29 protein-coding genes are annotated in these 23,875 nt (G+C 68.6%); 15 read left to right on the plus strand and 14 right to left on the minus strand.

All coding sequences use genetic code 11. The features are described from left to right. Positions 1-9: 9 nt before the first annotated feature. Positions 10-618, minus strand: coding sequence for a hypothetical protein (locus tag ACIA5H_RS29140; RefSeq protein ID WP_355071891.1), 609 nt, complete (start codon positions 616-618; stop codon positions 10-12). A 99-nt stretch (positions 619-717) separates the two neighbouring features. Here ACIA5H_RS29140 and ACIA5H_RS29145 point away from each other — a divergent pair, with 99 nt between their 5' ends. Further along, on the plus strand, positions 718-1,446 hold the full coding sequence (locus ACIA5H_RS29145; RefSeq protein WP_379254026.1) for a DUF2993 domain-containing protein: 729 nt from the start codon (positions 718-720) through the stop codon (positions 1,444-1,446). Between the two features lie 42 nt (positions 1,447-1,488). On the opposite strand, the gene deoC is transcribed toward ACIA5H_RS29145, so the two are convergent. Further along, on the minus strand, positions 1,489-2,157 hold the full coding sequence (gene deoC, locus ACIA5H_RS29150) for a deoxyribose-phosphate aldolase (protein ID WP_397078708.1): 669 nt from the start codon (positions 2,155-2,157) through the stop codon (positions 1,489-1,491). 154 nt (positions 2,158-2,311) lie between these two features. Here deoC and ACIA5H_RS29155 point away from each other — a divergent pair, with 154 nt between their 5' ends. Next, entirely contained in the window at positions 2,312-2,854 is a 543-nt protein-coding gene (locus ACIA5H_RS29155; RefSeq protein ID WP_364424346.1) for an N-acetyltransferase, read from the plus strand. A 63-nt stretch (positions 2,855-2,917) separates the two neighbouring features. Here the strand turns inward: ACIA5H_RS29155 and ACIA5H_RS29160 are convergent, their stop codons facing one another. Both ACIA5H_RS29160 and ACIA5H_RS29165 read right to left on the minus strand, forming a co-directional pair. Beyond that, the gene (locus ACIA5H_RS29160) at positions 2,918-3,334 is read right to left on the minus strand and encodes a type II toxin-antitoxin system VapC family toxin (RefSeq protein ID WP_379254028.1); all 417 of its coding nucleotides are present in this window, start codon (positions 3,332-3,334) and stop codon (positions 2,918-2,920) included. Beyond that, positions 3,331-3,582, minus strand: coding sequence for a FitA-like ribbon-helix-helix domain-containing protein (locus tag ACIA5H_RS29165; RefSeq protein ID WP_364424350.1), 252 nt, complete (start codon positions 3,580-3,582; stop codon positions 3,331-3,333). The genes ACIA5H_RS29160 and ACIA5H_RS29165 overlap by 4 nt, the downstream gene beginning before the upstream one ends. A gap of 149 nt (positions 3,583-3,731) precedes the next feature. Here ACIA5H_RS29165 and purU point away from each other — a divergent pair, with 149 nt between their 5' ends. After that, on the plus strand, positions 3,732-4,622 hold the full coding sequence (gene purU / locus ACIA5H_RS29170) for a formyltetrahydrofolate deformylase (protein WP_397078712.1): 891 nt from the start codon (positions 3,732-3,734) through the stop codon (positions 4,620-4,622). A 22-nt stretch (positions 4,623-4,644) separates the two neighbouring features. On the opposite strand, the gene ACIA5H_RS29175 is transcribed toward purU, so the two are convergent. The 5 genes from ACIA5H_RS29175 to ACIA5H_RS29195 form a co-directional block, all read right to left on the minus strand. Beyond that, positions 4,645-5,688 (minus strand): alpha/beta fold hydrolase, encoded by a 1,044-nt coding sequence (locus ACIA5H_RS29175; protein ID WP_397078714.1) that lies wholly within the window; start codon positions 5,686-5,688, stop codon positions 4,645-4,647. Between the two features lie 92 nt (positions 5,689-5,780). Next, on the minus strand, positions 5,781-6,071 hold the full coding sequence (locus ACIA5H_RS29180) for a DUF2516 family protein (RefSeq protein ID WP_040870424.1): 291 nt from the start codon (positions 6,069-6,071) through the stop codon (positions 5,781-5,783). 82 nt (positions 6,072-6,153) lie between these two features. After that, positions 6,154-6,819 (minus strand): heparin-binding hemagglutinin, encoded by a 666-nt coding sequence (locus ACIA5H_RS29185; RefSeq protein WP_379254031.1) that lies wholly within the window; start codon positions 6,817-6,819, stop codon positions 6,154-6,156. Next, entirely contained in the window at positions 6,816-7,322 is a 507-nt protein-coding gene (locus tag ACIA5H_RS29190) for a helix-turn-helix transcriptional regulator (RefSeq protein WP_355071881.1), read from the minus strand. Before ACIA5H_RS29190 ends, ACIA5H_RS29185 begins: the two co-directional genes overlap by 4 nt. Before the next feature lie 104 nt (positions 7,323-7,426). Continuing rightward, positions 7,427-8,779: a DUF445 domain-containing protein gene (locus ACIA5H_RS29195; protein ID WP_379254032.1), complete on the minus strand. Its 1,353-nt coding sequence runs from the start codon at positions 8,777-8,779 to the stop codon at positions 7,427-7,429. 249 nt (positions 8,780-9,028) lie between these two features. Between ACIA5H_RS29195 and ACIA5H_RS29200 the strand changes: the two genes are divergently transcribed. The 4 genes from ACIA5H_RS29200 (at position 9,029) to ACIA5H_RS29215 (ending at position 13,292) form a co-directional block, all read left to right on the plus strand. Then, complete coding sequence (locus tag ACIA5H_RS29200; RefSeq protein ID WP_355071877.1) at positions 9,029-9,697, plus strand: TetR/AcrR family transcriptional regulator; 669 nt, start codon at positions 9,029-9,031, stop codon at positions 9,695-9,697. A 213-nt stretch (positions 9,698-9,910) separates the two neighbouring features. Further along, entirely contained in the window at positions 9,911-11,323 is a 1,413-nt protein-coding gene (locus tag ACIA5H_RS29205; RefSeq protein ID WP_379254034.1) for an ABC1 kinase family protein, read from the plus strand. A 36-nt stretch (positions 11,324-11,359) separates the two neighbouring features. Further along, on the plus strand, positions 11,360-12,610 hold the full coding sequence (locus tag ACIA5H_RS29210; RefSeq protein WP_397078718.1) for a saccharopine dehydrogenase family protein: 1,251 nt from the start codon (positions 11,360-11,362) through the stop codon (positions 12,608-12,610). A gap of 13 nt (positions 12,611-12,623) precedes the next feature. Beyond that, on the plus strand, positions 12,624-13,292 hold the full coding sequence (locus tag ACIA5H_RS29215; protein WP_397078720.1) for a class I SAM-dependent methyltransferase: 669 nt from the start codon (positions 12,624-12,626) through the stop codon (positions 13,290-13,292). Here ACIA5H_RS29215 and ACIA5H_RS29220 read toward each other — a convergent pair whose 3' ends face one another. Continuing rightward, a complete protein-coding gene (locus ACIA5H_RS29220; RefSeq protein WP_397078891.1) occupies positions 13,293-13,838 on the minus strand; it encodes a TetR/AcrR family transcriptional regulator in 546 nt (181 codons plus the stop codon). Between the two features lie 124 nt (positions 13,839-13,962). Next, the gene (locus ACIA5H_RS29225) at positions 13,963-14,733 is read right to left on the minus strand and encodes a hypothetical protein (RefSeq protein ID WP_379254036.1); all 771 of its coding nucleotides are present in this window, start codon (positions 14,731-14,733) and stop codon (positions 13,963-13,965) included. Between the two features lie 317 nt (positions 14,734-15,050). Here ACIA5H_RS29225 and ACIA5H_RS29230 point away from each other — a divergent pair, with 317 nt between their 5' ends. Then, entirely contained in the window at positions 15,051-15,941 is an 891-nt protein-coding gene (locus tag ACIA5H_RS29230; protein ID WP_397078722.1) for an SDR family oxidoreductase, read from the plus strand. Positions 15,942-16,081: 140 nt separating this feature from the next. Here ACIA5H_RS29230 and ACIA5H_RS29235 read toward each other — a convergent pair whose 3' ends face one another. Both ACIA5H_RS29235 and ACIA5H_RS29240 read right to left on the minus strand, forming a co-directional pair. Continuing rightward, positions 16,082-16,273, minus strand: a complete 192-nt coding sequence (locus ACIA5H_RS29235) for a hypothetical protein (RefSeq protein WP_379254038.1) — start codon at positions 16,271-16,273, stop codon at positions 16,082-16,084. 61 nt (positions 16,274-16,334) lie between these two features. Next, positions 16,335-17,081: a GntR family transcriptional regulator gene (locus ACIA5H_RS29240; protein ID WP_379254039.1), complete on the minus strand. Its 747-nt coding sequence runs from the start codon at positions 17,079-17,081 to the stop codon at positions 16,335-16,337. Between the two features lie 177 nt (positions 17,082-17,258). On the opposite strand from ACIA5H_RS29240, the gene ACIA5H_RS29245 reads away from it, so the two are divergent. The 6 genes from ACIA5H_RS29245 to ACIA5H_RS29270 all read left to right on the plus strand — a co-directional run bounded on the left by ACIA5H_RS29245 (position 17,259) and on the right by ACIA5H_RS29270 (position 21,492). Continuing rightward, positions 17,259-17,651 carry a hypothetical protein gene (locus ACIA5H_RS29245; protein WP_355071864.1) on the plus strand — a complete coding sequence of 131 codons (393 nt, stop codon included), beginning with the start codon at positions 17,259-17,261 and terminating at the stop codon, positions 17,649-17,651. A gap of 41 nt (positions 17,652-17,692) precedes the next feature. Next, positions 17,693-18,355, plus strand: coding sequence for a hypothetical protein (locus tag ACIA5H_RS29250; RefSeq protein WP_355071862.1), 663 nt, complete (start codon positions 17,693-17,695; stop codon positions 18,353-18,355). Then, complete coding sequence (locus ACIA5H_RS29255) at positions 18,352-19,077, plus strand: ESX secretion-associated protein EspG (RefSeq protein WP_355071861.1); 726 nt, start codon at positions 18,352-18,354, stop codon at positions 19,075-19,077. The genes ACIA5H_RS29250 and ACIA5H_RS29255 overlap by 4 nt, the downstream gene beginning before the upstream one ends. Before the next feature lie 34 nt (positions 19,078-19,111). Further along, entirely contained in the window at positions 19,112-19,960 is an 849-nt protein-coding gene (locus ACIA5H_RS29260) for a polyphosphate kinase 2 family protein (RefSeq protein WP_355071859.1), read from the plus strand. Positions 19,961-20,149: 189 nt separating this feature from the next. Then, positions 20,150-20,929, plus strand: coding sequence for a thioredoxin domain-containing protein (locus ACIA5H_RS29265; RefSeq protein WP_356962631.1), 780 nt, complete (start codon positions 20,150-20,152; stop codon positions 20,927-20,929). Continuing rightward, positions 20,926-21,492, plus strand: a complete 567-nt coding sequence (locus ACIA5H_RS29270) for a vitamin K epoxide reductase family protein (RefSeq protein WP_379254040.1) — start codon at positions 20,926-20,928, stop codon at positions 21,490-21,492. The genes ACIA5H_RS29265 and ACIA5H_RS29270 overlap by 4 nt, the downstream gene beginning before the upstream one ends. A gap of 6 nt (positions 21,493-21,498) precedes the next feature. Here the strand turns inward: ACIA5H_RS29270 and ACIA5H_RS29275 are convergent, their stop codons facing one another. Then, positions 21,499-22,623, minus strand: coding sequence for a S1C family serine protease (locus ACIA5H_RS29275; protein ID WP_397078727.1), 1,125 nt, complete (start codon positions 22,621-22,623; stop codon positions 21,499-21,501). Between the two features lie 158 nt (positions 22,624-22,781). Between ACIA5H_RS29275 and ACIA5H_RS29280 the strand changes: the two genes are divergently transcribed. Next, the gene (locus tag ACIA5H_RS29280; RefSeq protein ID WP_397078729.1) at positions 22,782-23,834 is read left to right on the plus strand and encodes an NAD(P)-dependent alcohol dehydrogenase; all 1,053 of its coding nucleotides are present in this window, start codon (positions 22,782-22,784) and stop codon (positions 23,832-23,834) included. Positions 23,835-23,875 lie beyond the last annotated feature (41 nt).

Consider the following 23,875-nt stretch of genomic DNA (forward strand, 5'->3'; position numbering starts at 1 on the left):
GCGGTTTCGTCACGCTACGGCAAGCGCCTGATATACCCGTCGCGCGGCGCGCGGCGACAAGCGCGCACCCGCGTCGGTGATCTCCTCGCCCGCGCACCGGTGGATCGCGACCGCGTCGGCCACCACCTCGTTCAAAGCGGACTGCCCGATATCGGCCTCGGCCAGGTCGAGCACCGTGCGGACCGGCGTCGTCACCAGGAACGCACCCGCCGATTCCACGTCGGCGCCTGCCAGCGTTCGGCGCACGACCACCAGCCGCGGCGTCACCGGCGGACGTCCCGCGCGCGCCGACAGGTGCAGGAACCGCGGGCACAGGCTGCCGAGCCCGTGCAACTCCGCCGCACTCTGATGGGAGACCACCGCGGCGCCGTCGAACCAGGCCGCCCACATCGCGTACTCGTCGAGCGGGCCGTCCGGCCACCCGGCCAACCGGAGCATGCCGACTCCGGCCCTCGTCACCGAACCGTCGCCAAGGGCTGCTCGCACCCGCGCTCCGCACCCGGTGCGCAGCACCTGGCGAGTCGTGAAGAAACCGGCGTGCCGACCGGCCCAGCGGCGCAGAACACGCCATCCTTGTTCCGCGGATCCGATCGCGCGGCTTGCCTCATCGCCGGCCATGGGCATCAGGCTACGCTCGATTTTTGTGCTTCATGTCACATTCGAACCCCTCACGACCTCCTCAGAGACGGCACAGAAAGGTCGGGAAGAATTTTGGCCATGAGTACGAACGCAACCTCGCCCTCGACGATCAACCGGCGGACCCTGCTGATCGCCCTGACCGTGGTAGCGATTCTGCTCGCCACGGTCTTGGTCGGCGGCGAGGCCTACGCCAGGCACACGGTGTCGAACTGCATCAGCTCGCAGTTCGAGAAGGAGATGGGGTCGAAGATCGACGTGAGCTTCGGGCCCAAGCCGATGCTGCTCACCTGGATCGACGGCAAGGTGCCGACGGTCAAGGTGAACAGTGACGACACCAAGTTCGGTCCCGCCGTCGGGATGGTGGTGCACGCCGTCTTCCGCGACGTCGACGTCGCCGACCAGAACGGCAGCGAGATCGGCAGTTCCTCGGCCGACGTCACCTGGAGCAACGAGGGAATCAAAGAGACCCTCGGCGGCATGGTCAGCGGGGTGAGTTCCTCGGCGAGTACCGGCATGCTCACCCTGTCGGTGCTCGGCGGCTTCGCCGAACTCCAGTTGAAGCCGCAGATCGTGAACGGCATGGTCAAGGTAGAGACGATGTCGGCGGAGTTGCTCGGCATCGGCCTGCCCTCCGACCTGGTGCAGAGCATCGTCGACCTGTTCACCAAGAGCCTGCAGAGCTACCCTCTCGGCATGGCGGCGACCGACCTGAAGGTCACCGACTCCGGTGTCGACGTCCACCTCTCCGGCGGGCGTGCCCAGCTCGAGCCCGCAGGCAACAGCAACGGCTCCGACACGCGCTGCTGAACGCGCACCGCCGCAAGACCTTCGGGCCTTGCGCTTTGACGGTCAGATCGGGAAACCGTCGAGCACTTCACGCGATTTCGACAGTCCGAGCCGGGTCGCGCCCGCCGCGATCATCTCCGCGGCCGCCTCGGCGGTCCGGATGCCGCCACTGGCCTTGACGCCGAGCCGGTCGCCGACCGTCTCGGCCATCAACCGCACCGCGTGCGCGCTCGCGCCGCCCGCGGGGTGAAATCCCGTGGAGGTCTTCACGAAATCGGCGCCCGCGCGTTCGGCGACCCGGCACACCTGCACGATCGCTTCGTCCGGCAGCGCGGCGGACTCGATGATCACTTTCAACAGCGCCCGATCCCCGATGGCCTCGCGGACCGTGACGATGTCGGACAGCACCGCCGTGTAATCACCGGCGCGAGCCGCGCCGACATCGATGACCATGTCCACCTCGGCGGCGCCCTGATCCACCGCGAGCCGCGCCTCGGCGCCTTTGACCAGCGAATGATGCTTCCCCGAAGGGAATCCGGCGACCGTCGCGACCACCAGTCCGGGCGCGCGCACCGGCAACATGGACGGCGACACACAGATCGCGAGGACGCCAAGCGCCCGTGCGTCTTCGATCAACACGCCGACCTGCGCGGGCGTCGCCTCCGGAGCGAGCAGCGTGTGATCGATCATGGCGGCCACTTCGGCCCTGGTCAGCGACGTGGAACTTGCCATGGGGTGAGAGTCTGGCACACCGGAATCGAATTCCGTTGCGCGCCTGGCGGCAGTTCGCGCACACTCGTAGCTGATGGCGCATCGGACAACGTGACGCCACGGTCGCTGACTAACGTGTGCGGATGGGCCCTACTTCGTTCGGGAGGAGACGACCGTGCTGATCCGTCGCGAACGCGTCGACGACGCCGCTGCCATCGCGGCGGTGCATCGCAGCGCATTCGCACCGCGCTATGCCCCCGCCGCCGCGTCCGGTGGCCGCCCCGGCGCCGACCCGCCCGAGGTCGACCTGGTCGCCCAGCTGCGCAGTGACGAGGGTTGGATCCCGACGCTCTCGCTGGTGGCGATCGAGCACGACAGCGTGGTCGGCCACCTGTGCTTGACCAGAGCCGCCGTCGGCCCGTTCCCCGTGCTGGCGCTCGGCCCGATCGGCGTTCTCGCCGACCATCAGGGCGCCGGAGTCGGTTCCGCCCTCATGCACGCGGCGCTCGGCGCCGCGGACGCCCTCGACGAACCACTGATCGGCCTGCTCGGCAGCCTGGAGTTCTACCCGCGCTTCGGTTTCGTCCCCGCCGCCCGCCTCGGCATCACCCCCGACGACCCGTCGTGGATCAGCCACTTCCAGGTCCGCTCTCTCTCGGCCTACGACTCCCAGATCGCCGGCGAATTCCACTACGCCGAACCGTTTTACAACCTCTGAGCACCACTCGACTCGGACGCATACGGCACAGGCGACCTGCGCCGCAGACGAACGGCCCGGGCGCTAGGCCCACGGGTCGATGACGGGCACCCCGGCAGCTCGGAACGGCGCGGTATCGCGAGTGGCGACGGCCATTCGAGCGGCGCTGGCCGTCGCGGCGATATAGCCGTCGGCAGTCCCGATCGCCGCACCGGTGGCGCGCGCAGCCGCCATGAGTTCGGCGTACACCGCAGAGGTGGTCAGGTCGAAAGCGAGTATTCGCTCGGCGAACAGAGGCAACACGCGTGTTTCGAACCTGTCGCGCAGTGTGTCTCGCCGCCTGCCCGCAGGCATCGCGGCAATTCCCAACCGGAGTTCGGCCACAGTGGCAGCTGACAGGTACAAAGTGCGCAGAGGTTGAGCATTGATCCAAGCGACTACACGCGAGTCCGGAGCCTTGCGCAGCGGTTCGGAGATGACGTTGGTGTCGAGAACGATCACTCGAACTCCATGGGAGGGATCGGCCGTCGGTCACGGGCGTTCAGGGCGTCGAACTCGTCATCGGTGAGTTCGATCTCACGACCGATCTCCGCCAACAACGACCCGAGTTCGACCTGTGCCACAGGCGTGACGGCTTCGATGAGAATCGCGCGGACTTCCGCCTCGGTACTGCGTCCATGCTGGGCCGCGCGCACACGCAGTGCCTCGCGTACCTCGTCGGGTAGATCACGAACGGTCAGCCTGGCCATATCCACTCACCCACTCCGAGTCGACGGCAATAGCGTCATTGCCTTCATTGCCTTCAATCATAGACGGCGATCGCACTCGGAGACACCTTGTCGAGCGCTCGGCGAAGGCGCGGCGAATGTCCGGCGGCGCACCTGGGAGGATGAACCCCATGAGTTCCGCTCCACCCGTCTCGGACGACCGCCGCTACGTGCTGACTCTCGGCTGCCCGGATCGGCCGGGCATCATCGCCCGGATCACGTCGTTCATCGCCGAGTTCGGCGGCTCGATCGTGGAGGCGGGGTATCACTCCGACGCGGATACCGGCTGGTTCTTCACGCGTCAGGCGATCAGGGCCGCGACGGTGCCGTTCGGCATCGCGGAGCTGCGTGACCGGTTCGCCGGGGTGGCGGCGGAACTGGGGCCGGAGAGCGAATGGCAACTGCTGGACTCCGGCGCGCGCCGTCGCGCGGTACTGCTGGTCAGCAAGGACGGCCATTGTCTACACGATTTGCTCGGACGCGCCGCCAGCGGTGAACTGCCCGCCACCATCGAGGCGGTGATCGGCAACCATCCGGATCTGGCGGCGATGGCCGAGGCGCACGGGGTGAAGTTCCATCACGTGCCGTTCCCGAAGGACCCGGCTGAGCGCGGTCCCGCGTTCGAAGAGGTCCGCGCCCTGGTGGACGCGCACGATCCGCACGCGGTGGTGCTGGCGCGGTTCATGCAGGTGCTGCCGGCCGAGTTGTGCGAACACTGGGCGGGCAAGGCGATCAACATCCATCACAGCTTCCTGCCCTCGTTCGTCGGCGCTCGCCCGTACCACCAGGCTTTCGCCCGTGGCGTGAAGCTGATCGGAGCAACCTGCCACTACGTGACCCCGGAACTGGACGCGGGCCCGATCATCGAGCAGGACGTCATTCGCATCGACCACGCGGACGAAGTGCGCGACATGGTCCGTCAAGGTCGCGACATCGAGCGGGTGGTTCTGGCGCGCGGGCTGCGCTGGCATCTGGAGGGCCGCGTCCTGGTGCACGGCCGCCGGACGGTCGTCTTCTCCTGACCGGCGCGAGCGCCTGGGCGCGTCAGCCCGCGAGGTCGGCGCGGCTGGACTTGCGCGTGGCGGCGAGGACGCGCGCGAGTTCCTCGTTGAACCGCACGTAGGCCTCGGCATTGCCGAGATGCCCCGTTGGCAGCACCTGATAGCGCGCGAGACTGCCGGTCTGCCGGAGCATTTCGACGATCCGCTCGGAGTGCACCGGCGGCGTCATGTCGTCGAACTGTCCCGAGATCACCGTCGTGGGGACCACCAGATTCCGGGCCGACTCCCCGACATCCATCGTGGCCAGCAGGAATCCGAACTTGGCGCGCACCCGCGCGGGACACGACCGCACGATGGCCATGCTGAAATCCAACAGCTCGCCTTTGGCCGCGGTGCTGAGGATCTGACGCGCGAACAGCCAGCGCACCGGCGCGATGGGCGGGAAGACCATCGGGGCGCCGAGCCCGAGCCTGCCGAACAGGAACGGCAGCGGCACCTTCAATTGCAGCAGCCGCAGCGGACGGTTCAGCAGCGGCACGACCGTCGTCTCCAGGATCAACCGGTCCGCCGCGGTATTGGTCAGCAGCACCGCGAGCGCCTGACGCGCGACCCGCTCGGGATAGCGTCCCGCCCAGGCCTGCAGTGTCATGCCGCCGAGGCTGTGGCCGACGAGCACGGCCCGCTGCCCGGGCGCGAGCGCGGCGTCGAGCACGGCGGCCAAGTCGTCGGCAAGCAGATCCATGGTCAGCTCGCTCGACCCGTATTCGCTCTCGCCGTGACCGCGCTGGTCGTAAGCGATCACCCGATAGTCACCGGCGAACGCGTTGATCTGCGGATTCCAGTATTCCAGGCAGCAGGTCCACCCGTGGACGAGCACGATGGCGGGGGCATCCGACGGGCCGTAGGCGTGTACGCGCAGCCGGACGCCGTCACCGGTCTGGACCGGAACCACCTCGCGCGGCGCGGTCGGCGGGTTGAACGCGGCGGTCTGGTAGGTACGCGACCGCAAGTCGGCGCTGTGCGCGTCGCGCAAGCTCCGGAGCAGGCCCCGGAAGCTCGTCAACGCGGTCGGCAGCATGGCACGCATCGGACACTCCTTTGTGTTACTGCTAGATACAGTAACCCCGATTCGCGCCGCTTGCTAGTGCAAGCACCCTTACCTGTCGGCGAACTCCGCCCTCACCAGCGCGGACCCCGCTGCACCTCGTCCACCTTGGGCCGGACGTCGGCCAAGTAGACGCCCGTGGCGATGATCGCCGCGAAGGAGAGCAGGCCCAGACCCGCGGGGGAGAGCAGGAGCACGAGCACAGCCGCCCCGAGAATCGCCAGCCAGATCGGCTTGGTCAGTTTGTCCACCGCGGTGAACGCGTCCGGACGCTGACGCACGGCGTGGATCAGCGCGAAAATCGTCGCACCGAGCGCCGCCAGCCACAGCACCAGCAGGATCATCCCGGTCAATCCGTGCACCATATTCACCCCACCCATCATAGAAGCAACGCCCTCGCGCACCAGGGGTGCGCGAGGGCGTCGAATCGCTTCAGCCGCGGGCCGTTCAGGGCTTCTTGGGAGCGGCCTTCTTGGCCGGAGCCTTCTTGGCCGCGGGGGCCTTCTTGGCCGGAGCCTTCTTGGCCTCACCGTTCACGACCGGAGCCGGGGTGGCCTCGGTGGTCACCTCGACGACCTCGGCCTCGACGACCGGCGCCGGGTCGATCTCTTCGTCGGCCTCGACCTTCGCCGGGCGGCCGATCAGTCCGTTGACGCGCCCGAGCACGTCCTCGGCGCGGCTGACCGCGTCGCCGTACAGCGTCTCGACCTTGCCGATCCGCTCCTCGACGACCTGGTTGGCGCGCAGCCGCTCGATCGTCTCCTCACCGCGGACGGCGAGGTCGGCGTAGATGTCCAGCGCCTGCCGGTAGTACTTCTCGGCCAGCGCGCGCAGCTCCTCGGCGGTGAACCGCTCGCGCAGTTCGGCGAGGTCGTCCGGCAGCTCCGACGGCAGGCCGGACAGCCGCTCGCGCAGCGACTCGAACCGGTCCTGGACGTCGGCGGGAACGTTGGCGAAGCGCTCGCGCGCCTCCTCCACCCGGGCCTGCACCTCGGTGGCGGCCGCACGCTCGCGCACCTGCGCGAAAACGTCGTTGACGGCGGCGTAGAGGGCGTCACCCGCGCCGACGGTGGCGAGCAGGGGCTTGGTGACGGTGGCGTTCTTCTCGGTCATGGTGTTTCGTTCTCCTGGCGTGGCGGAGTTTCGGTTGTCGTGCGCGGAACGTCGCTGTCCCATACGTCCCCCCCTACCTCGTTTCCTCCGTTTTCCCGGCGAAACGATTCATAGATGTCCAGCAGCACCTGCTTCTGCCGCTCACTGATGAACGTGTCGGCGAGCAGTGCGTCCCGGACCGGACTGTGCGGCCGCTGCTCGAGATAGCCAGCCCGTACGTACAAGACCTCCGAGGAGACCCGCAGCGCTTTCGCGATCTGCGTGAGCACTTCGGCGGACGGATTTCGCAGTCCGCGCTCGATCTGGCTGAGATACGGATTGCTCACCCCCGCCAGCTGGGCGAGCTGACGCAACGAGACTTGCGCGGCTTCCCGCTGCGCCCTGATGAAGCCTCCGATGTCGTGCGCCGCACTGACGACGCGACCCCCTCGTTCGCCGATGCCGGACGAATGCTCGTCCGATCTCTCGGTGTACTCGGCGGAAACCTCGGGCTGGTCAGCCATCACTCACCTTCTGGCGGTTGTACGAATTCGATTCTAGGTCAGGGTGCTAGCTATTGCAAGCAGTCTGCTAGCAGCGTTTCGGCAAACGTTCCGCACGCCGCGGATCAACCGCCGAACATCAAGTGGGAAATCGTGTAGATCGTCAGTCCGGCAAGCGAACCGACGACGGTCCCGTTGATGCGGATGAATTGCAGATCCCGGCCGACCTGCAATTCGATCTTCTTGCTGGCTTCCTCGGCATCCCACCGGGCAACCGTGTCGGTGACCAGGGTGCTGATCTCACCGGCATAGTTTTCCACCAAGTAGCGCGCGCCGCGATCGATCCAGTTGTCGACCTTGGCCCGCATGTCCGCGTCGTCGCGCAAGCGCTCGCCGAGCTGCTGCACGTTCTCGGCCACCTTGCGCCGCAGCGTGCTGCTCGGATCGTCGGCGGACTCCAGGATCAGCCGCTTCGCCGCGCGCCAGGTGGCCGAGGCGAGTCCGGTGATCTCCTCCCGGCCCATGATCTGCGCCTTGATCCGCTCCGCCTTTTTGATCATGGCGTCATCGAATTGCAGGTCCTCGGCGAATTCCTCCAGGAACCGGTTCGCGGCGAGACGGACCTCGTGCTCCGGATTGGAGCGGACTTTCCAGGTGAACTCGACCAGTTCCCGGTAGATCCGTTCGGAAAGCAAGATATTGACGAATTTCGGCGCCCACTGCGGCGCGTCCCGCAACACGATCCGATCGATCGTCTCCTGGGATCCGAGCGCCCACTGGTGCGCGCGCTCGGCGAGCAGATCCAGCAACGCCAACTGCCGGTTGTCGGCGAGCAGTTCCGCCAGCACCCGGCCGATCGGCGGACCCCACAGCGGCTCCGCGATCCGCTTGACGATGGTGTTGTCGATGACCTGCTCCACGTCCTCGTCGCGCAGTACGCCGACGACGGCGCGCAGGATGGTCGAGCTCTCCTGCGCCACGCGCGCGGCATGACTCGGATCGGCCATCCAGCGCCCGACCCGCCAGGAGATCTGCGCCGAGTTCACCTTGGCCGACACCACCTCGGGCGCCAGGAAGTTCGTGCCGACGAACGTACCGAGACTGGCGCCGAGCTGGTCTTTCTTCCGCCGGATGATCGCCGTGTGCGGGATGGGCAGGCCGAGTGGATGACGGAACAGGGCGGTCACCGCGAACCAGTCCGCCAGGGCGCCGACCATGCCCGCCTCCGAGGCGGCCCGCAGGTAGCCGACCCAGTCGCCGCCCGCCCCGCGCGATTCGGTCCAGCGGCAGAACAGATAGATCGCGGTGGCCAGGGCGAGCAGCCCGGTGGCGAACGCCTTCATCCGCCAGAGGTCACGACGCTTGGCCGCCTCGTCGAGCACGGCGGCGAAGCCGAGGGGCGCGGCGGCGGGCGCGGCGTCACCGGCGCGGTCGCCCCGGGCGTTCAGCACCGCGGTGTTGCCGGGAGCTTTCTCCATGCCTCCCATTCTGCTGTGCGCGGCGAAGTGAGCGAGCGGGGTGAGTGCCTGCGCACAAACCGGACGTGCCGGGCGCCGGACACGCCCGGACTGTGGTTCCTACCGCATCCGGGCTCAAAAGCGCATATCACGGGTATCGGGGACCTAAGCTGGTAGCCACCGGAGCACATACGAACGAGGGAGCCCACGCTGTCCACCGAAGACCTTGTCGATGTCGGCGAGCGACCGCCGGCGGTGCGCGGCGGCCGGATGGACGGCCGCAAGCGCCGGTGGCGGCAACACAAGATCGACCGCAGGGAGGAACTCGTCGACGGCACTCTCGCCGCCGTGCGCGCCCGCGGCAGCAACGCGGGCATGGACGAGATCGCCGCGGAGATCGGCGTCTCCAAGACCGTGCTCTACCGCTACTTCTCCGACAAGAACGACCTCGTCCACGCGACCATGCAGCGGTTCATCGAGACCACGCTGATGCCGCGGGTGTACGGCGCGATCAGCCTGGACGCGGACGAATACCAGCTGGTGCGCTCGGCCCTGGCCGAGTACGTCGGCACGGTCGACGAGGACCCCGAGGTCTACCGCTTCATCATGGGCAACGGCTCGGCCGACCAGTCCTCGCTCGCGGAGTTCGAGAAGCTCTTCGCCGAGGTGGTGTGCGCGGTGATCACCGATCGCGCCAAGGACCGGGGCGTAGCGACCGAGGGCGCCGCGCTGGCGTCGTACGTGCTGGTCGGTGGCATCCAGCTGGCCACGCACTGGTGGACCACCAACAAGTCGCTGTCCCGCGAGGACGTGATCGATTACCTCACCATGCTCGCCTGGAGCGCCATCGAGGGCATGGCCCGCGCGGGCGGTTCGCCCGCCGCGTTCAACGCGCAGCAGCATGTGCTGCCCGCCCCCGAGACGCCGGCGCAAGACTGAATCGAGCCATCGGCCCTGGTGCTAGCTGGAGCGCTTGCAAAAGTTCACCAGCACTCTCGACTTTGCCGAATCCTTGGCTAGTCTGAACCCGAGCGGTGCGCCGAGTGCGTTGCGTCACCGCAGGCGCCGTACTCGACGGCGGTCCGTGCGGGTGTCCCGCACGCTGCCGCCCGCGTCCGTCGCTCCGACCGCGGCACCAACGGAGGTACCTCGATGGCGAAGCAAGTACCGACCTCTCGGCTTGCTCGTGGCACGAAGCTGGGCGCGGTGGCAGCCAGTTCGGTGCTTCGCACCCAGCGCGCGCGGTTGACCATGCGGGGCAGATCCGAGGCCGTCCGGGCGAAGATGGCCGAGGAATCGATGATCCGCACCACCGAGCAGGTGGTCACGGTGCTGGGCACCATGAAGGGCGTCGCCATGAAGCTCGGCCAGATGATGTCGGTGCTCGATCTGGATCTGGTGCCAGAGGACCATCGGGAGCGGTTCCAGAAACGCCTGGCCGTGCTGCGCAACGCGGCCCCGACGGTCTCCTTCGCGGCCATGCGCCAGGTGATCGAGGACGATTTCGGAAAGCCGCTCGACGCGGTATTCGCCGAGTTCGACGCCGAGCCCGTCGCCGCCGCCTCGATCGGCCAGGTGTACCGGGCGCGACTACACGACGGCCGCCAGGTCGCGGTGAAGGTGCAGTATCCGGGCATCGATGCGGCGGTGCGCGCGGATCTGAAGAATCTCGCGATGTTCCGGCGCGTGCTCCAGTCCGCGATGCCGTGGGTGACGCCCGCGGTGCTGGACGAGCTGCGGCTGAACATGGAGGCCGAGCTGGACTACCGGGCCGAGGCGGCCACCCAGTTGCAGATCGCCGAGTTGTACGCCGGGCATCCTTTCGTCATCGTCCCGCGCTCGCTGCCGGAGTTCTCCACCACGCGGGTGCTGGTCACCGAATACGTGGAGGGCAAGGGCTTCGAAGAGATCCGGCAGCTGCCCCAAGCGGAGCGCAACCGGATCGGCGAGATCATCTACCGGTTCTACGTGGGATCGCTGTTCACCTTCAACGAATTCTGCGGCGACCCGCATCCGGGCAACGTTCTGCTGGCCGGCGACGGCCGGGTCGGCTTCCTGGATTTCGGATTGTTCAACCGCATGGACGCCGAGCACGTGCAATTCGAGCTGGTCTGTCTGCGTGCCGCGGCGGAAGATCGCGCGGAAGACCTGCGCGAGTTGATGATCCAGCGCGGCGTCATCGATTCGCCGCAGGAGATCGGCGCCGAGGAGTGCCTGGAATACGTACTGGCCGCCTCGGAATGGTGTCTGATCGACGAGGAACTGACCATCACTCCCGAGCTCGCCAGCGGCGCCTTCCTGCTCGCGGTCGACCCGAGGGCCAGCGAGTTCACCGGTATGAAGCAGCAGAATCTGCCGCCGGAGCACCTCTTCTCCCGCCGCGCCGACTTCCTGACCTTCGGCATGCTCGGTCACCTCGGCTGCACCGCGAACTGGCATCGCATCTCCAGGGAATGGCTCTACGACGAACCACCGGTCACCGAGCTCGGCCGGGCCCATCACGCCTGGCTCGCCGACCGCCCGCACGCCGCGCCGCAACGGCCGCGCAAGAAGACCACCAAGTAGCCGCCGAACGGCGGCACGACCGCAGAACGGAAGACCATGGCAGATACACGGGAATTCGACCTAGTGCTCTTCGGCGCGACGGGTTTCGTCGGCAAGCTGACCGCGGAATATCTCACCGAGGCCGCGCCGGAATCCGCGCGAATCGCGCTGGCGGGACGATCGCTGGACAAGTTGACGACCGTACGCGACGACCTCGGCCCGACGGCCGCGAACTGGGGTCTGGTGGTGGCCGACTCGACAGACCAGAGCGCGCTCGACGAGCTGGCGGCGCGCACCAAGGTCGTGGTCACCACCGTCGGCCCGTACCTGCGCTACGGGATGCCGCTGGTAGCGGCGTGCGCGAAGGCGGGCACCCATTACGCCGACCTCACCGGCGAGCCGCTGTTCATCCGCGACGCCATCGACAACTATCACGAACAGGCCGTCGCCACGGGCGCGAAGATCGTGAATTCCTGCGGCTACGACTCGATTCCGTCCGATCTGAGCGTATATCAGCTCTACCGCCGCACGGTCGAGGACAACACCGGTGAGCTCGTCGACGTCACGCTGGTGGCTTCGCTCAAGGGCGGCGTCAGCGGCGGCACCATCGATTCCGGCCGCGCGATGATGGAGGCGATCGCCGCCGACCCGGCCAAGGGCAAGGTGATGTCGCACCCGTACTCGCTGAGCCCGGACAGGTCGATGGATCCCGACGTCGGCCGCCAGTCCGATCAGGCGCTGTCGCGGGCGAGCGCGATCGACCCCAGCCTGGACGGGTGGGTCAGCACGTTCGTCATGGCCGCGCACAACACCAAGATCGTGCGCCGCAGCAACGGCCTGCTCGGCTGGGTGTACGGCAAGAATTTCCGCTACCGCGAAGTCATGAGCGCCGGAAAGTCCCGGGTGGCGCCGCTGGTAGCGGCGGGGATGGCGGGCGGCATCGTGGCGGGCATGACCGCGGGCGCCCTGCTGTCGCGGGCATCGGCGGGTCGCAAGCTGCTCGATCGCGTGCTGCCCAAGCCGGGCACCGGACCGAGCGAGCAGGCCCGCAAGAGCGGCTGGTTCAGCATGAAGACGTTCGCGCACACCACCTCGGGCGCGAAGTACGTGGCCACCTTCTCCGGCACCGGCGACCCGGGATACCAGGCCACCGCCGTACTGCTCGGCGAGAGCGGTCTGTGCCTGGCGTTCGACACGGAGAAGCAACCCGAGCTCGCGGGCATTCTCACCCCGGCCGCGGCGATGGGCGACGCCCTCACCGAGCGACTGCGCGCGGCGGGCATGACGATCACCGTCGACCGCGCCTGAGGGACGCGCTCCGGTGAATCTCGCACGCAAGACGATGAATGCCCCCGCGCTCGCCGCGGTGTACGAGCGCGCCTGGCGGCCGGCGCTGTTCTATCTCGCCAGTGGGCGGACGACCGCGTCCGACCGCCGCGACGCGGTCACCGCCCTGCGGCTCGGCGGCGCGCAGAAGGTGCTCGACATCGCCTGCGGACCGGGCAATTTCACCAGATACCTGAGTGAGGCGCTGTCCGGCGAGGGCTATGCGATCGGCGTGGACTATTCGGAGCCGATGCTGGCGCGCGCCGTCGCGGACAACGCCGGACCGCGCGTCGGGTATCTGCGCGGCGACGCGCGCAGGCTCCCGTTCGCGGACGGAACCTTCGACGCGGTCTGCTGTTTCGGCGCGCTCTACCTCATTCCGGACCCACTCGTCGCCGCTCGCGAGATGATTCGCGTTCTCGCTCCCGGTGGCCGGATCGCCATCACCACCAGCCACCGGGCGGCCAACCCCATCGGTGAGATGAGCCGCGTGGTCGGCGGTTTGAGCGGGCTGCGGGTGTTCGGCGCCCGGACCTTTCCCGCCCTGTTCGCCGAGGAGGGTTTGGTGGAGATCGACCAGCGGGTCCATCGCCTGCTCCAGTACGTCAGCGCGACGAAGCCCATTCGGTCGGCGACGGGAACAGCGTGCGCCGGAGCGCGGTGATCAATCGCGGGTGACGGTCCGGATCAGGAACTCGAGCTTCGCCACGGTCCGATCGAGCGGACGGATGCTGCGCTCCACTCGGCACATCGCCACCGCGCCCTCGAGCGCCGCGACGATCAGGGTGGCGGTCCGCTCGGCGTCGGCCTCGCTCGCGCCGTGGTCGCGCAACGACCGCGTCAGCAGGCCGGTCCAGTTCTCGAACGCGGACGCGGCGGCCCGCTGCGGCTCGTCGTCGTCCCCCGGCTCCTCGATCGCGACCGCGAGCACCGGGCAGCCAGCCTGGAAATCATTGTCCGCCAGAACCTTTCGCCACATGTCGACGAACGACCGCAATCCCGCGACCGGCCCGGCGGGCAGCCCTTGCGCGAGTTTGCGGGCGGCCAGCGCATCGGCGAAGCGCACGGCTTCGGCCGCCAGCTGCGCTTTGCCGCCGGGGAAGTAGTGGTAGGTGGATCCCAGCGGAGCCTGGGCGTGCTTGGCCAATTCCCGCACGCTGGTCGCGTTCAGACCGCGGCGGCGGATCATGTCGGCCGCGCCTGCAACCATTCGATCCCGCGCCTGCGGCGTTTCGGCCACCCTTCTCCTCCCATGTTCATGACGACTGTCATAGCCTATCGCGCGCAGGCGTGCGCGCGGCCGTGCGCGGTGGAACGTGACCCGCCGCGCGCGGTCAGCCGATGTCCTGCAATACCCGGCGCTGCGGGTCACCGGTATCGCAGCCGGTTCCGACGACCAATGCGGTGACGGCGGGCGGGTGCGGGCCGTTGAGCAGGATGAGCACCGCGTCGCCGCCCTGGAACGCGATGTCGGCCGAGCCGAGGACGGTGCGGTCGAGCCCGTTCGCGTGGACACAGCGTTGCAGCGCTTCGGGGTCGGCGAGGGAGCCGCTGACGGTGTGGCGGCCCAGCGCGCCGAAGGCCATGGTGGCGGTGACTTCGTCATTTCCGATGGCGGGTCGCGCGGTGGGGGCTGGGCGGTCACGGCCGTCCATCGTCGAGATGGCCGAGCCGGCTGCGGCAAGGGCGACGATCGCCGCGGCTGCCGCGGCGAACCAGCGCGCCCTGGTGCGGCGATGCTCGTCGACAGCGACCGAGGGAGCCGCGCCGCGTTGGGAATATTTGATATCGAGCCGGGCCCCGCCCGCCCGCCCGGGCGCGATCGCGTGGACCGCGGTGTCCTGGGGTGATCGGAGCGCTTCGATGAATTCGGTCAGCCGGGCGGTGACGTCCTCGGGCATGGAGTGGATGACGCGTTCCTCCCGGCTCAGCGCACCCAATTCCGCGCTGATCTCATCCAGCCCGCGCAGATACCGCACCGCCTGCGGATCACGCGAGACGATCGGCCACAACTGCTCGCGCTGCGCGGCCGTCACATTGCCGGCGTGCAGATCGGCCAGCAACCCCGGCGGGAACGGAGGCTGCGGCACCGTCCGGATCGCCATCGCACCTCCGTTGTTCGCGTCCGACATCGCACCGATCCCCTCACCCCCAGGCCCGCCTGTGCATCGTTCAAAAGGTCGTCACTGTTATTGGACGCGTCCCGACTGCTCTCGGTTCCCCGGATCGCCGAGAAAATCCAATTGCTTTTTCAACCACTGCCGCGTATGGACGCACCGGCTTCGATCGTCCCATCGGGCACGGCGAGCACCGCCCGCAAGCCGCTGTAAACAGCTCGGGGACAACGGATCTGTCACGCTCCCGGCGAATGCCAGCTAGCCTCACTCCACAAGATCGCGTATTCCAGCCAGAGGACCCCGCCATGAACAGTCCCCTACCCACGCCCGCGTCCGCCCGAGGAGAGGCCACCGGGGATCTGCTCGCGGGAAGGACCGCCGTTGTCACCGGGGCGAGCCGTGGCATCGGCCTGGCGATCGCGATCAGGTTCGCGTCGGAGGGCGCGAACGTCGCGATGATCGCCCGCACCCAGGAGCCGCACCCCAAGCTGCCCGGCACCATCCACACGGCCGCCGCGGAAGCGGAGGCCGCGGGTGGCGCGGTACTGCCGTTGGTAGCGGATGTCCGCGACGACAAGGCGATGGCGGAGGCGGTCGATCGGATCGCCGAGCGCTTCGGCGGCATCGACATCCTGGTCAACAACGCGGGATCGGTCGATCTCACCGGCGCCGAGCAGATCGGCATGCAGCGCTACGACCACATGCAAGCCGTCAATCTCCGCGCGCCGTTCCTGCTGTCCAAGCTGGCGCTGCCGCACCTGCGCGCCTCGGCGACGGCCGGGCGGAATCCACATATCCTCACCCTCTCCCCGCCGCTCAACATGAACCCCGAGCACGTTGGCAACGGCGTGGCCTACACCGTCTCCAAATACGGTGTCAGCATCGCCACCGTCGGTCTGGCACACGAGTTCCGGCCCTACGGCATCGCCGTGAACTCCCTGTGGCCGCGCACGAAGATCGACACCGCCGCGGTGCGCAATCTGCTCGGCGGCGCGGAAGCCGTCGCCGCGTCCCGCAACCCGTTCATCTGCGCGGACGCCGCTTTGCTGATCGTGACCAGCCCCGCCGCGACCTACACCGGCCGACTGCTCCTGGACGAGGATGTCCTCGCTTTCCATGGCCGCACCGACCTGGACCACTACCGAGTCGTACCGGGCTCCGGCGCTCTCGCCAACGACCTTTTCATCGACGCGTAGACCACACCGCGGAGATAGCCGAAGCACGCACCCGCACTGACTTTTCGGCCTCGAGATCAGCTTGTTCCGCAGGCGTCGGCAGGAACCGCCGCGACCCACGGTGCGCGTAAGGCGCTCCGCCGCGGTGTGGCTCGCCGATGTCACGGCGCGGACGGGGCGGTCCCGAGAGCGACCATGCGGTGCAGGATCGCGGGCGCCAAGGCCAATTCGAATTCGGTTCCGCTGCTTTCGAACACGAAGGCCAGGAAGTCGTCGCGCGGTACCGGGGCCAAGCGGACCGAGCACTGCTCCCCCACGACCACCCAGCCGCCGACGGTCAACTGATCGGACATCGCCCCTCCCACCCTTCGATACTTCCGACAAGTGGACTATGCCAGTTGCGGCACAGGGGTGTCAACGGCGGAAATCGGTCGCTGACCTGGCCGAATACTCGTACTCCATGATCGGGCGGCCGGGCGGGTGGACGCTCTGGCGGTACTCCAGCGCGACGCCTCGGACGTCCAGACCGATGCGGTGCACGACCAGCACCGCCGCCGGATGCGGGAGCGCGAGACGGCGGCGTTCGTCATCCGTGGCCAGCCGGGCGCCGACGCTCTCGCGCACGACTGCGGCGGCGCGGCCGATCACGGCCTCCAGACACCGCACGACTCCGCCCGGCACGGGCGCCGTCCCGTGCACCAGCGTGGCGGCTGCGGCGAATTCACCGGGATACCAGCATGTGACCAGCCGAACTGCCCCGGAGCCGTTCTCGTACAACAACTTCACACTGATCACCGGACTCGCCGTTGGGAGACCGAGCGATTCGGTGACCTCCTGCGGTCCTTCCACCATTTCAGCTCCCAGCACGGTCACCGGATCGGGCTGGGACGCGGACGGGCCGTATCGGGGCGCGCTCTCGCGCATCAGCGCCGAGCGTTCGGCCACGTAGGTGCCCGACCCACGACGTGACGTGACGATTCCCTGCTGCCGCAGCGTGTTCAGCGCCTTGGCGGCGGTGGGCCGGGCGACCTTCCAGCGGGCGGCGAGTTCGCGCTCGGACGGCACCTCGGCGCCGGGAGCCAACTCCCCGCGCTCGATCAGATCCCGCAGATGCCCCGAGATCTGCAGATACTTCGGGACTACGCCATCGATTCCGGCCACCGGTCGCCTTCCCCACACCGCCCCTCGGACCGCTGGTCAGTGTAACAACGGCGGAGACGTGCGCAGCGGCCTTCACACAAGCCCGTACCGAGGCGGTCCGCCGCGCTGAACCGCCCGGTAAAGTGCGAATCCAGTACAGCGCGGTACGAACAGGACCGAGCGGAAGGGGGCTTCCACGTGGCGGTACCCGATACCGGACAGGGGACGGCGCGCGAGCTGTACGCGGCGGCCATCGGCGCGGGCGGGAGCGAAAGGTTCGAGCTGGACACGGCGGTCGCGGAGAATCTCGCCGCCGCGTGCGACCAACTGGTCGACGATCTGGGCCGCGCGATGGCGGGCGAACACCTCGTCACCGAGGTGACCGGCTTCCCCGATCTGCCAACCGGGCACGGCCTCACCCGCGGGTTCTCCGCCAAGGGAAGGCAATACCTGGACACCCTGGCCGCGTTCCAGGAAACGGCGCTGCTGTTCAAGGCCGCGTATCTCGCCGCGGCCAATCGGCTGGCCGACGCCGAGGCGGCGAATCAGGCCGCACTGCGGCTGGTCGCCGACTATCTGGAGCCCCGTTGAGCGCGCACCCGCGCGCCGGGACCGACTGAGGGGGACGACGGATGGCAGACTCCACGGCACGCGCCGCCGCCGACGGCATCCGGCAGGAACTGGCCGGATTCACCGACGACGCAACCGATCCCGCCTACGCGCCGGATCGGGAACTGTTCGGCGCCTACACCCACCAGCAGATCTGGGAGCTGGTGCACGAAGCGCTCGACCCGGCGGCATTGGGCCGGATCGCCGCGGCATGGCAGGCCAACGCGACCGCGGTGGCCGAAGCGTTCCAAGCCTTCTCCGATGCCACCAACCGCGAATTCGCGCGCTGGTCGGGCCGGGCAGCCGACGCCGCGGTGAGCGCGACCAGGCAGTTCGTCCGCGCGGGTGGGGATACGCACGACGTGTGCCGGGCGGTCGCTCGGCTGATGGAGTTGAATAGCGATGCCGCGCAGACGGTCCGGGGCGCGATCGCGCCGCCGCAGCGGTATCGGCCGCTGGCGGACCCGGCCGCGGAAGCGGTTTACGGTGGAAAACGTAGGATGGAACACGATAGTGCGGCGGCAGACATCGAAGCGGATGTCCGGGACACGATGACTTACGTCTACACCCCGACGATGCCCGCCACCGGCGACCGCGTTCCCCGATTCCCCCGGCCGCAGGAAGGTTCGGCGGCCGACAACGCACCCGGCGATCCGGATTCCGCGCGCGGAGGCGGCGCACGGTGAAATGGGTGCTCACCCCGGACGAGTTCACGCATGTCTGGACGAACGAAACGAGCCTGGACCGTAGGCCCTACCCGGTCAACATGGTCCCTTCGGCCACCGCGCGGACCGAGTCGGAGTACCACGCCCTCCATCTGCCGCAGCGCTTCGCCCGCCAAGCCGATCCTGATCTCGCCGCCGCGCTGGTGCTCTGCGCGCGCAACGACGCGACCACCATCACCGTCTCGGGCGAGCGTTCGGCGCTCTCGCGCAACGGCAGCGGGTCCGAGACCGAACGGATCCTCGCGTTCGCCGCGGTGGTGCACAACCACGCGGGCATCCTGGTCGCCACGCCGGACCGGGTGACCGTACAGATGTGCCACGCCCGTGCCGTGGGTGAACGCTTGGTGCAGATCATCGGCTCGGCGCGACCGGGCAAGCTCGCCCCGATGCGGGAGCCGCAGGACGCGGTGCTGAATCCGGATCGCACCGAGCCGTTCGTCACCAACGGTCACCGCGGCGCGGCGAAGTTCCGCCAAACCCTGCGTAAGCCGGTGGACGGGCGTGGCTTCATCACCGTCACGGTGGAGCCGGAGAACCCGATGTCCCCGCCCACCCGCCATCGCACCTGGCTGGACTTCACCGGCGACGGTCGCTACTTGCTCACCACCGCGCACGATCTCATCCTCACCCCGGTGGCGGACGAGGAATTCGCCACCCAGTTACTGCGGCTCGCGCAAGTGTGACGTGGCCGAACCGCCGCGCGGTTAGGTTGGAGCCATGCCGAAATTGTGGACGGTGCCGCCCACCGAGGCCATGCGAGCCGATGGCTTGCGCGTAGCCGAGCTGGACACCTCCGGGACGCCGGGGTTCACCGGCGGCAAGAAGGCGGGCGTGCCCTTGCTCGCCGAACGCGCCCAGGTGCTGTCGGATCTGCAGGAGAAGCTGTACGCCAACGGCCGGGCCGGCGGCGACCGGCGCAACGTGCTGCTGATCCTGCAAGGCATGGACACAGCGGGCAAGGGCGGCATCGTCCGGCACGTCATCGGATCGGTCGATCCGCAGGGCGTGGACCACGCCGCGTTCGGGGTGCCGACGCCGGAGGAGAGCCGCCATCACTATCTGTGGCGCATCCGGAAGGCACTGCCGCGCGCGGGTCAGCTCGGTGTGTTCGATCGCTCGCATTACGAGGACGTGCTCGTGGTGCGGGTACACAATCTGGTGCCGCCGACGGTGTGGGAGCCGCGCTACGACGAGATCAACGCGTTCGAGCAGGAATTGGTGGACGAGGGCACCTCGCTGGTGAAGGTGGCCATGTTCGTCTCGCTCGACGAACAGAAGCGGCGCCTGGCCGAGCGGCTGGAACGCACGGACAAATTCTGGAAGTTCAACCCGTCCGACATCGACGAGCGCGCGTTCTGGCCCGCTTACCAGGACGCGTACCAGGCGGTGCTGGACCGCACGTCCACCGAGTACGCGCCCTGGCATGTGGTGCCCGCCGACCGCAAGTGGTTCTCCCGCCTCGCCGTCACCGAGTTGCTGATCGCGGCCCTGGAGCGGCTCGACCTCGACTGGCCCCCGGCGACCTTCGACGTCGAACAGCAGAAGCGGCGGCTGGCGCGGGCATAGCGTCAGCGGACCAGCGGCCCGGCCGGTATCAGCGCCTCCCGAAGCGCCGCTACGCCCTGTTTTACGGAATCTCTCAGGTAAGCCGACGATGATGGCGGCTGTGGGCCGATCACGCGGGGAGATGGTCGGCGGATCTACGATCGTGGCGGCAGAAACCGTCCGGCGAGCGAAAGGCGTGGTGAACGCACGGTGAGCAAGAACCAGGGTGGGAAGTCGAACCCGCTGCTGGCGGCGGAACGCGCCGACCGCAACCGCAAGATCTTGATCCAGGTGGGCGTCGCCGCCGTGCTCGTCGCGCTGATCGCGGCGATCGGCATCGGCATCGCGGTGAAGAAGGCCCACAAGGACGATCCCGGGCCCGCTCCGTCCATCGCCGCGACCGGCACCGCGAACGCGGGCCCCGTGCCCGCCTCGATCACCGACAACGGCGCCGTCCGCGTCGGCAAGCCGGACGCGAAGGTCACCGTGCGGGTCGTCGCCGACCTCCAGTGCCCCGCGTGCAAGGCCTTCGAGGCGGCCAATGGGCAGGTGCTCGAGGAAGCGGTGGCCAACGGCACCGCGGTGGTCGAGTACAACATCATCGCCTTCCTGGACAAGGCGTCCACCACGCGCTACTCCTCGCGCGCGGCCAACGCCGCCTACTGCGTCGCGGAGGCCGACCCGTCGAAGTACCAGGCCTGGCTGAAGACGATGTTCGCCCAGCAGCCCCCGGAGGGCGGCGCGGGCCTGACCGACGATCAGCTGGTCCAGATCGCCAAGAGCGCCGGTTACACCGACGACGCGATCGCCCAGTGCATCACCGACCACAAGTACGACAAGTACGTCCAGGCCCGCACCAAGGAAGTGCTGGACAGCGGTATCCAGTCGACCCCGTCGGTGTTCGTCAACGGCAAGAAGGTCGAGTCCAGCCAGCAGGTCTTCGGCGCAGGCGGTCTCGCACCCGTGATCAGCGCCGCCGCGGGCCAGTGATCACCGCGGGGCCCCGGGCCGCGTGGGTCCTGTTGATCGGCGGGCTGGCCGGTTGGCTGGCCGCCGTGGCGCTGACCGTGGAACGGTTCAAGCTGTTCACCGATCCCGGCTACACGCCGTCGTGCAGCATCAACCCGATCCTGTCCTGCGGGTCGGTGATGGTGACCGATCAGGCCGCGGTTTTCGGGTTCCCGAACCCGCTGATCGGCATCGTCGGGTTCTCGGTCGTCGTCACGCTCGGCGTGCTGTCGGTAGCCGGGGTCGGCTTCCCGCGCTGGGTCTGGGGCGGGCTGTGGCTGGGCACCCTGCTCGGGGTCGGCTTCATCTGCTGGCTGATCTTCCAGAGCCTGTACCGGATCAACGCGCTGTGCCCGTACTGCATGGTGGTGTGGGCGATCATCACGCCGCTGCTCGCGGTGTGCACCGATCAGCTGTGGGGGCGCTCGCGCGGTCCGCTGGGGGTGCTCGCCGAGTGGCGCTGGACGATCGTCGCGCTGTTCTACGCGGTCGTGCTGCTGCTGGTGTTCCTGCGCTTCCAGGACTACTGGCTGTCGCTGGTCTGATCCGAATCAGTTCGGCGGGCCCGCGACCAGCGCCACCGGCACCGTGCGCGCGCCGCTCGCGCCGGTGACGCCCAATCGGACGGTCTCGTTGGGCTTGCGCCTGTTCAGCGCGATGCGCAGCGACTGCGCGTTGCTGACGGCGTGGTCGTCGAGCGAGGTGATCACGTCCCCGGCGGCCAGACCGGCGGTATAGGCGGGCATGCCGTAGATCGCCATGTCCACGCGCGCTCCGGTACCGGCCGGAAGCGCGTTGGAGACGAGCACGCCGAGCGTGGCCGTCGGGCCGATGTGCACGGTGTCGGTCGGGGTGCCGGAGCGAATCTGCTGGACCACTCGCATCGCGGCATCGATCGGCACCGCGTAGCCGTTGGCCGGATGGTCGGCCGTGCGCGCCCCGTCGCCCGACGCCGCCGCGATGACGCCGACGACGGACGCCTTGTGATCGACCAGGGCTCCGCCGGACTGTCCCGGCGTGACCGCCGCCGCCACCTCGAGCATCCCGTTGAGCGCCTTGCGCGACAGATCGGCGGCGTTGATCGCCACGATCGCGCTGTCCAGGTCGGTGAGCGGGCCGTGCACCGCGGTGGGCGTGCCGCCGGTCCCGCCCGCGTTGCCGATCGCCAGGAGCTCCTCACGCAGCCGCAACCCGGCCGAACTGCCGATGGTCGCGGTCGGCAGCGCGTTGGCCGCGGCCAAGTCCAGCAGGGCGATGTCGGCGTCGGCGTCGTAGCCGAGCACTGCCGCGTCGTAGACCTTGCCGTTGCCCACGTCGGTGACGGTCACGGTGTCCGCGCCCTTGACCACGTGGTGGCTGGTGAGCACCTCGCCGTCGGCGGTGAGGACGATGCCGGAGCCCGCGGCACCTGGCCCGGATCGCTCGGCCGAGGCGTTGATGTTGACCAGCGCCGGGCGCACCGCCGCGGTGACGAGTCCCGCGTCGAGCGGCTCGGGCGGGACGAACGCGACCGAGGCCGCCGTCCCGGCGGGGCCGGGCCGGTCGCGGTCCGGGAGATCGCCGCGATACCCGAGGAACGCGGCGACCACGAGCATGAGGGTGACGACCAGCACGAACACCCGACCACCACCGGGCGCGCGACGCGCCCCGATCCATTGCTGCCGTTTTTCGTCCATGGCTCTCCCGCCTCGGCCGAACCTCCCGAATCCATTGTCGCCGGTGCGCGCCGCCGAAGATCATCGAACCGTGCAGCCCGCCGGAAAAATAGCTCGTGAGCGCGCCTTTTCCGTGTCAAAGTTGGCAACCGCACCCATGCGACGGTAGGCATGTCCTCATGAGTACTGCCGCCGCCTATGCCCTGTCCACCGCCGATGGCTCGTTCGAGAAGGTCACGATCCACCGCAGGGGCCTGGGTCCGCGCGACGTGCTGATCGACATCAAGTTCGCGGGAATCTGCCACTCCGACATCCACACCGCCCGCAACGAGTGGGGCAGAACCCGCTACCCCTGCGTGCCGGGCCACGAGATCGCGGGCGTGGTCGCCGCGGTCGGATCCGCGGTCACCAAGCACCGGGTCGGCGACCGCGTCGGCGTCGGCTGCATGGTCGATTCCTGTGGGGTCTGCGCGCCCTGTCTCGCCGACGAGGAGCAGTACTGCACCGCGGGCGCGACCATGACCTACAACACCCCGGTCGATCCAGCGGTCGAGCCCGGCGGACACACGCTCGGCGGGTACGCCACGCAGATCGTGGTGACCGAGAACTTCGTGGTCGCCATCCCCGAAGGGATCGGCCTGGACGTCGCGGCGCCGCTGCTGTGCGCGGGCGTCACGCTGTACTCGCCGCTGCGGCACTGGGGCGCTGGGCCGGGCAAGAAGGTCGCGATCATCGGCATGGGCGGACTCGGCCACGTCGGGGTCAAACTCGCGGCCGCGATGGGCGCCGAGGTCACGGTGCTGAGCCACTCGCTGAGCAAACAGGACGACGGCAAGCTCTTCGGCGCCACCAACTACTACGCGACCAGCGACAAACAGACCTTCCGCGAGCTGCGCGGCCGGTTCGACCTGATCCTCAACACGGTGTCGGCGAACCTGCCCATGGACGACTATCTGCGCCTGCTGAACCTGGACGGCACCCTGGTGGTCCTCGGCCTGCCCGAGAAGCCCCTGAGCGTCAAGGCGCTCAACCTCGCCGGGTACCGCCGCTCCCTGGCGGGCTCGATGATCGGCGGCATCGCACAGACCCAGGAGATGCTGAACTTCTGCGCCGAGCACGGCATCGGCGCCGAGATCGAGCTGATCGCCGCCGACGAGATCGACGGCGCCTATGACCGGGTGGTGGCCAGCGACGTGCGCTACCGGTTCGTCATCGACGTCTCCACCATGTGAGCCCGCTCGCTCCACCGGTGCGGCCGCGCGGTGTCGTGCGC

The organism is Nocardia sp. NPDC051900, assembly GCF_044452545.1.
Taxonomy (GTDB): Bacteria; Actinomycetota; Actinomycetes; order Mycobacteriales; family Mycobacteriaceae; genus Nocardia; species Nocardia sichangensis.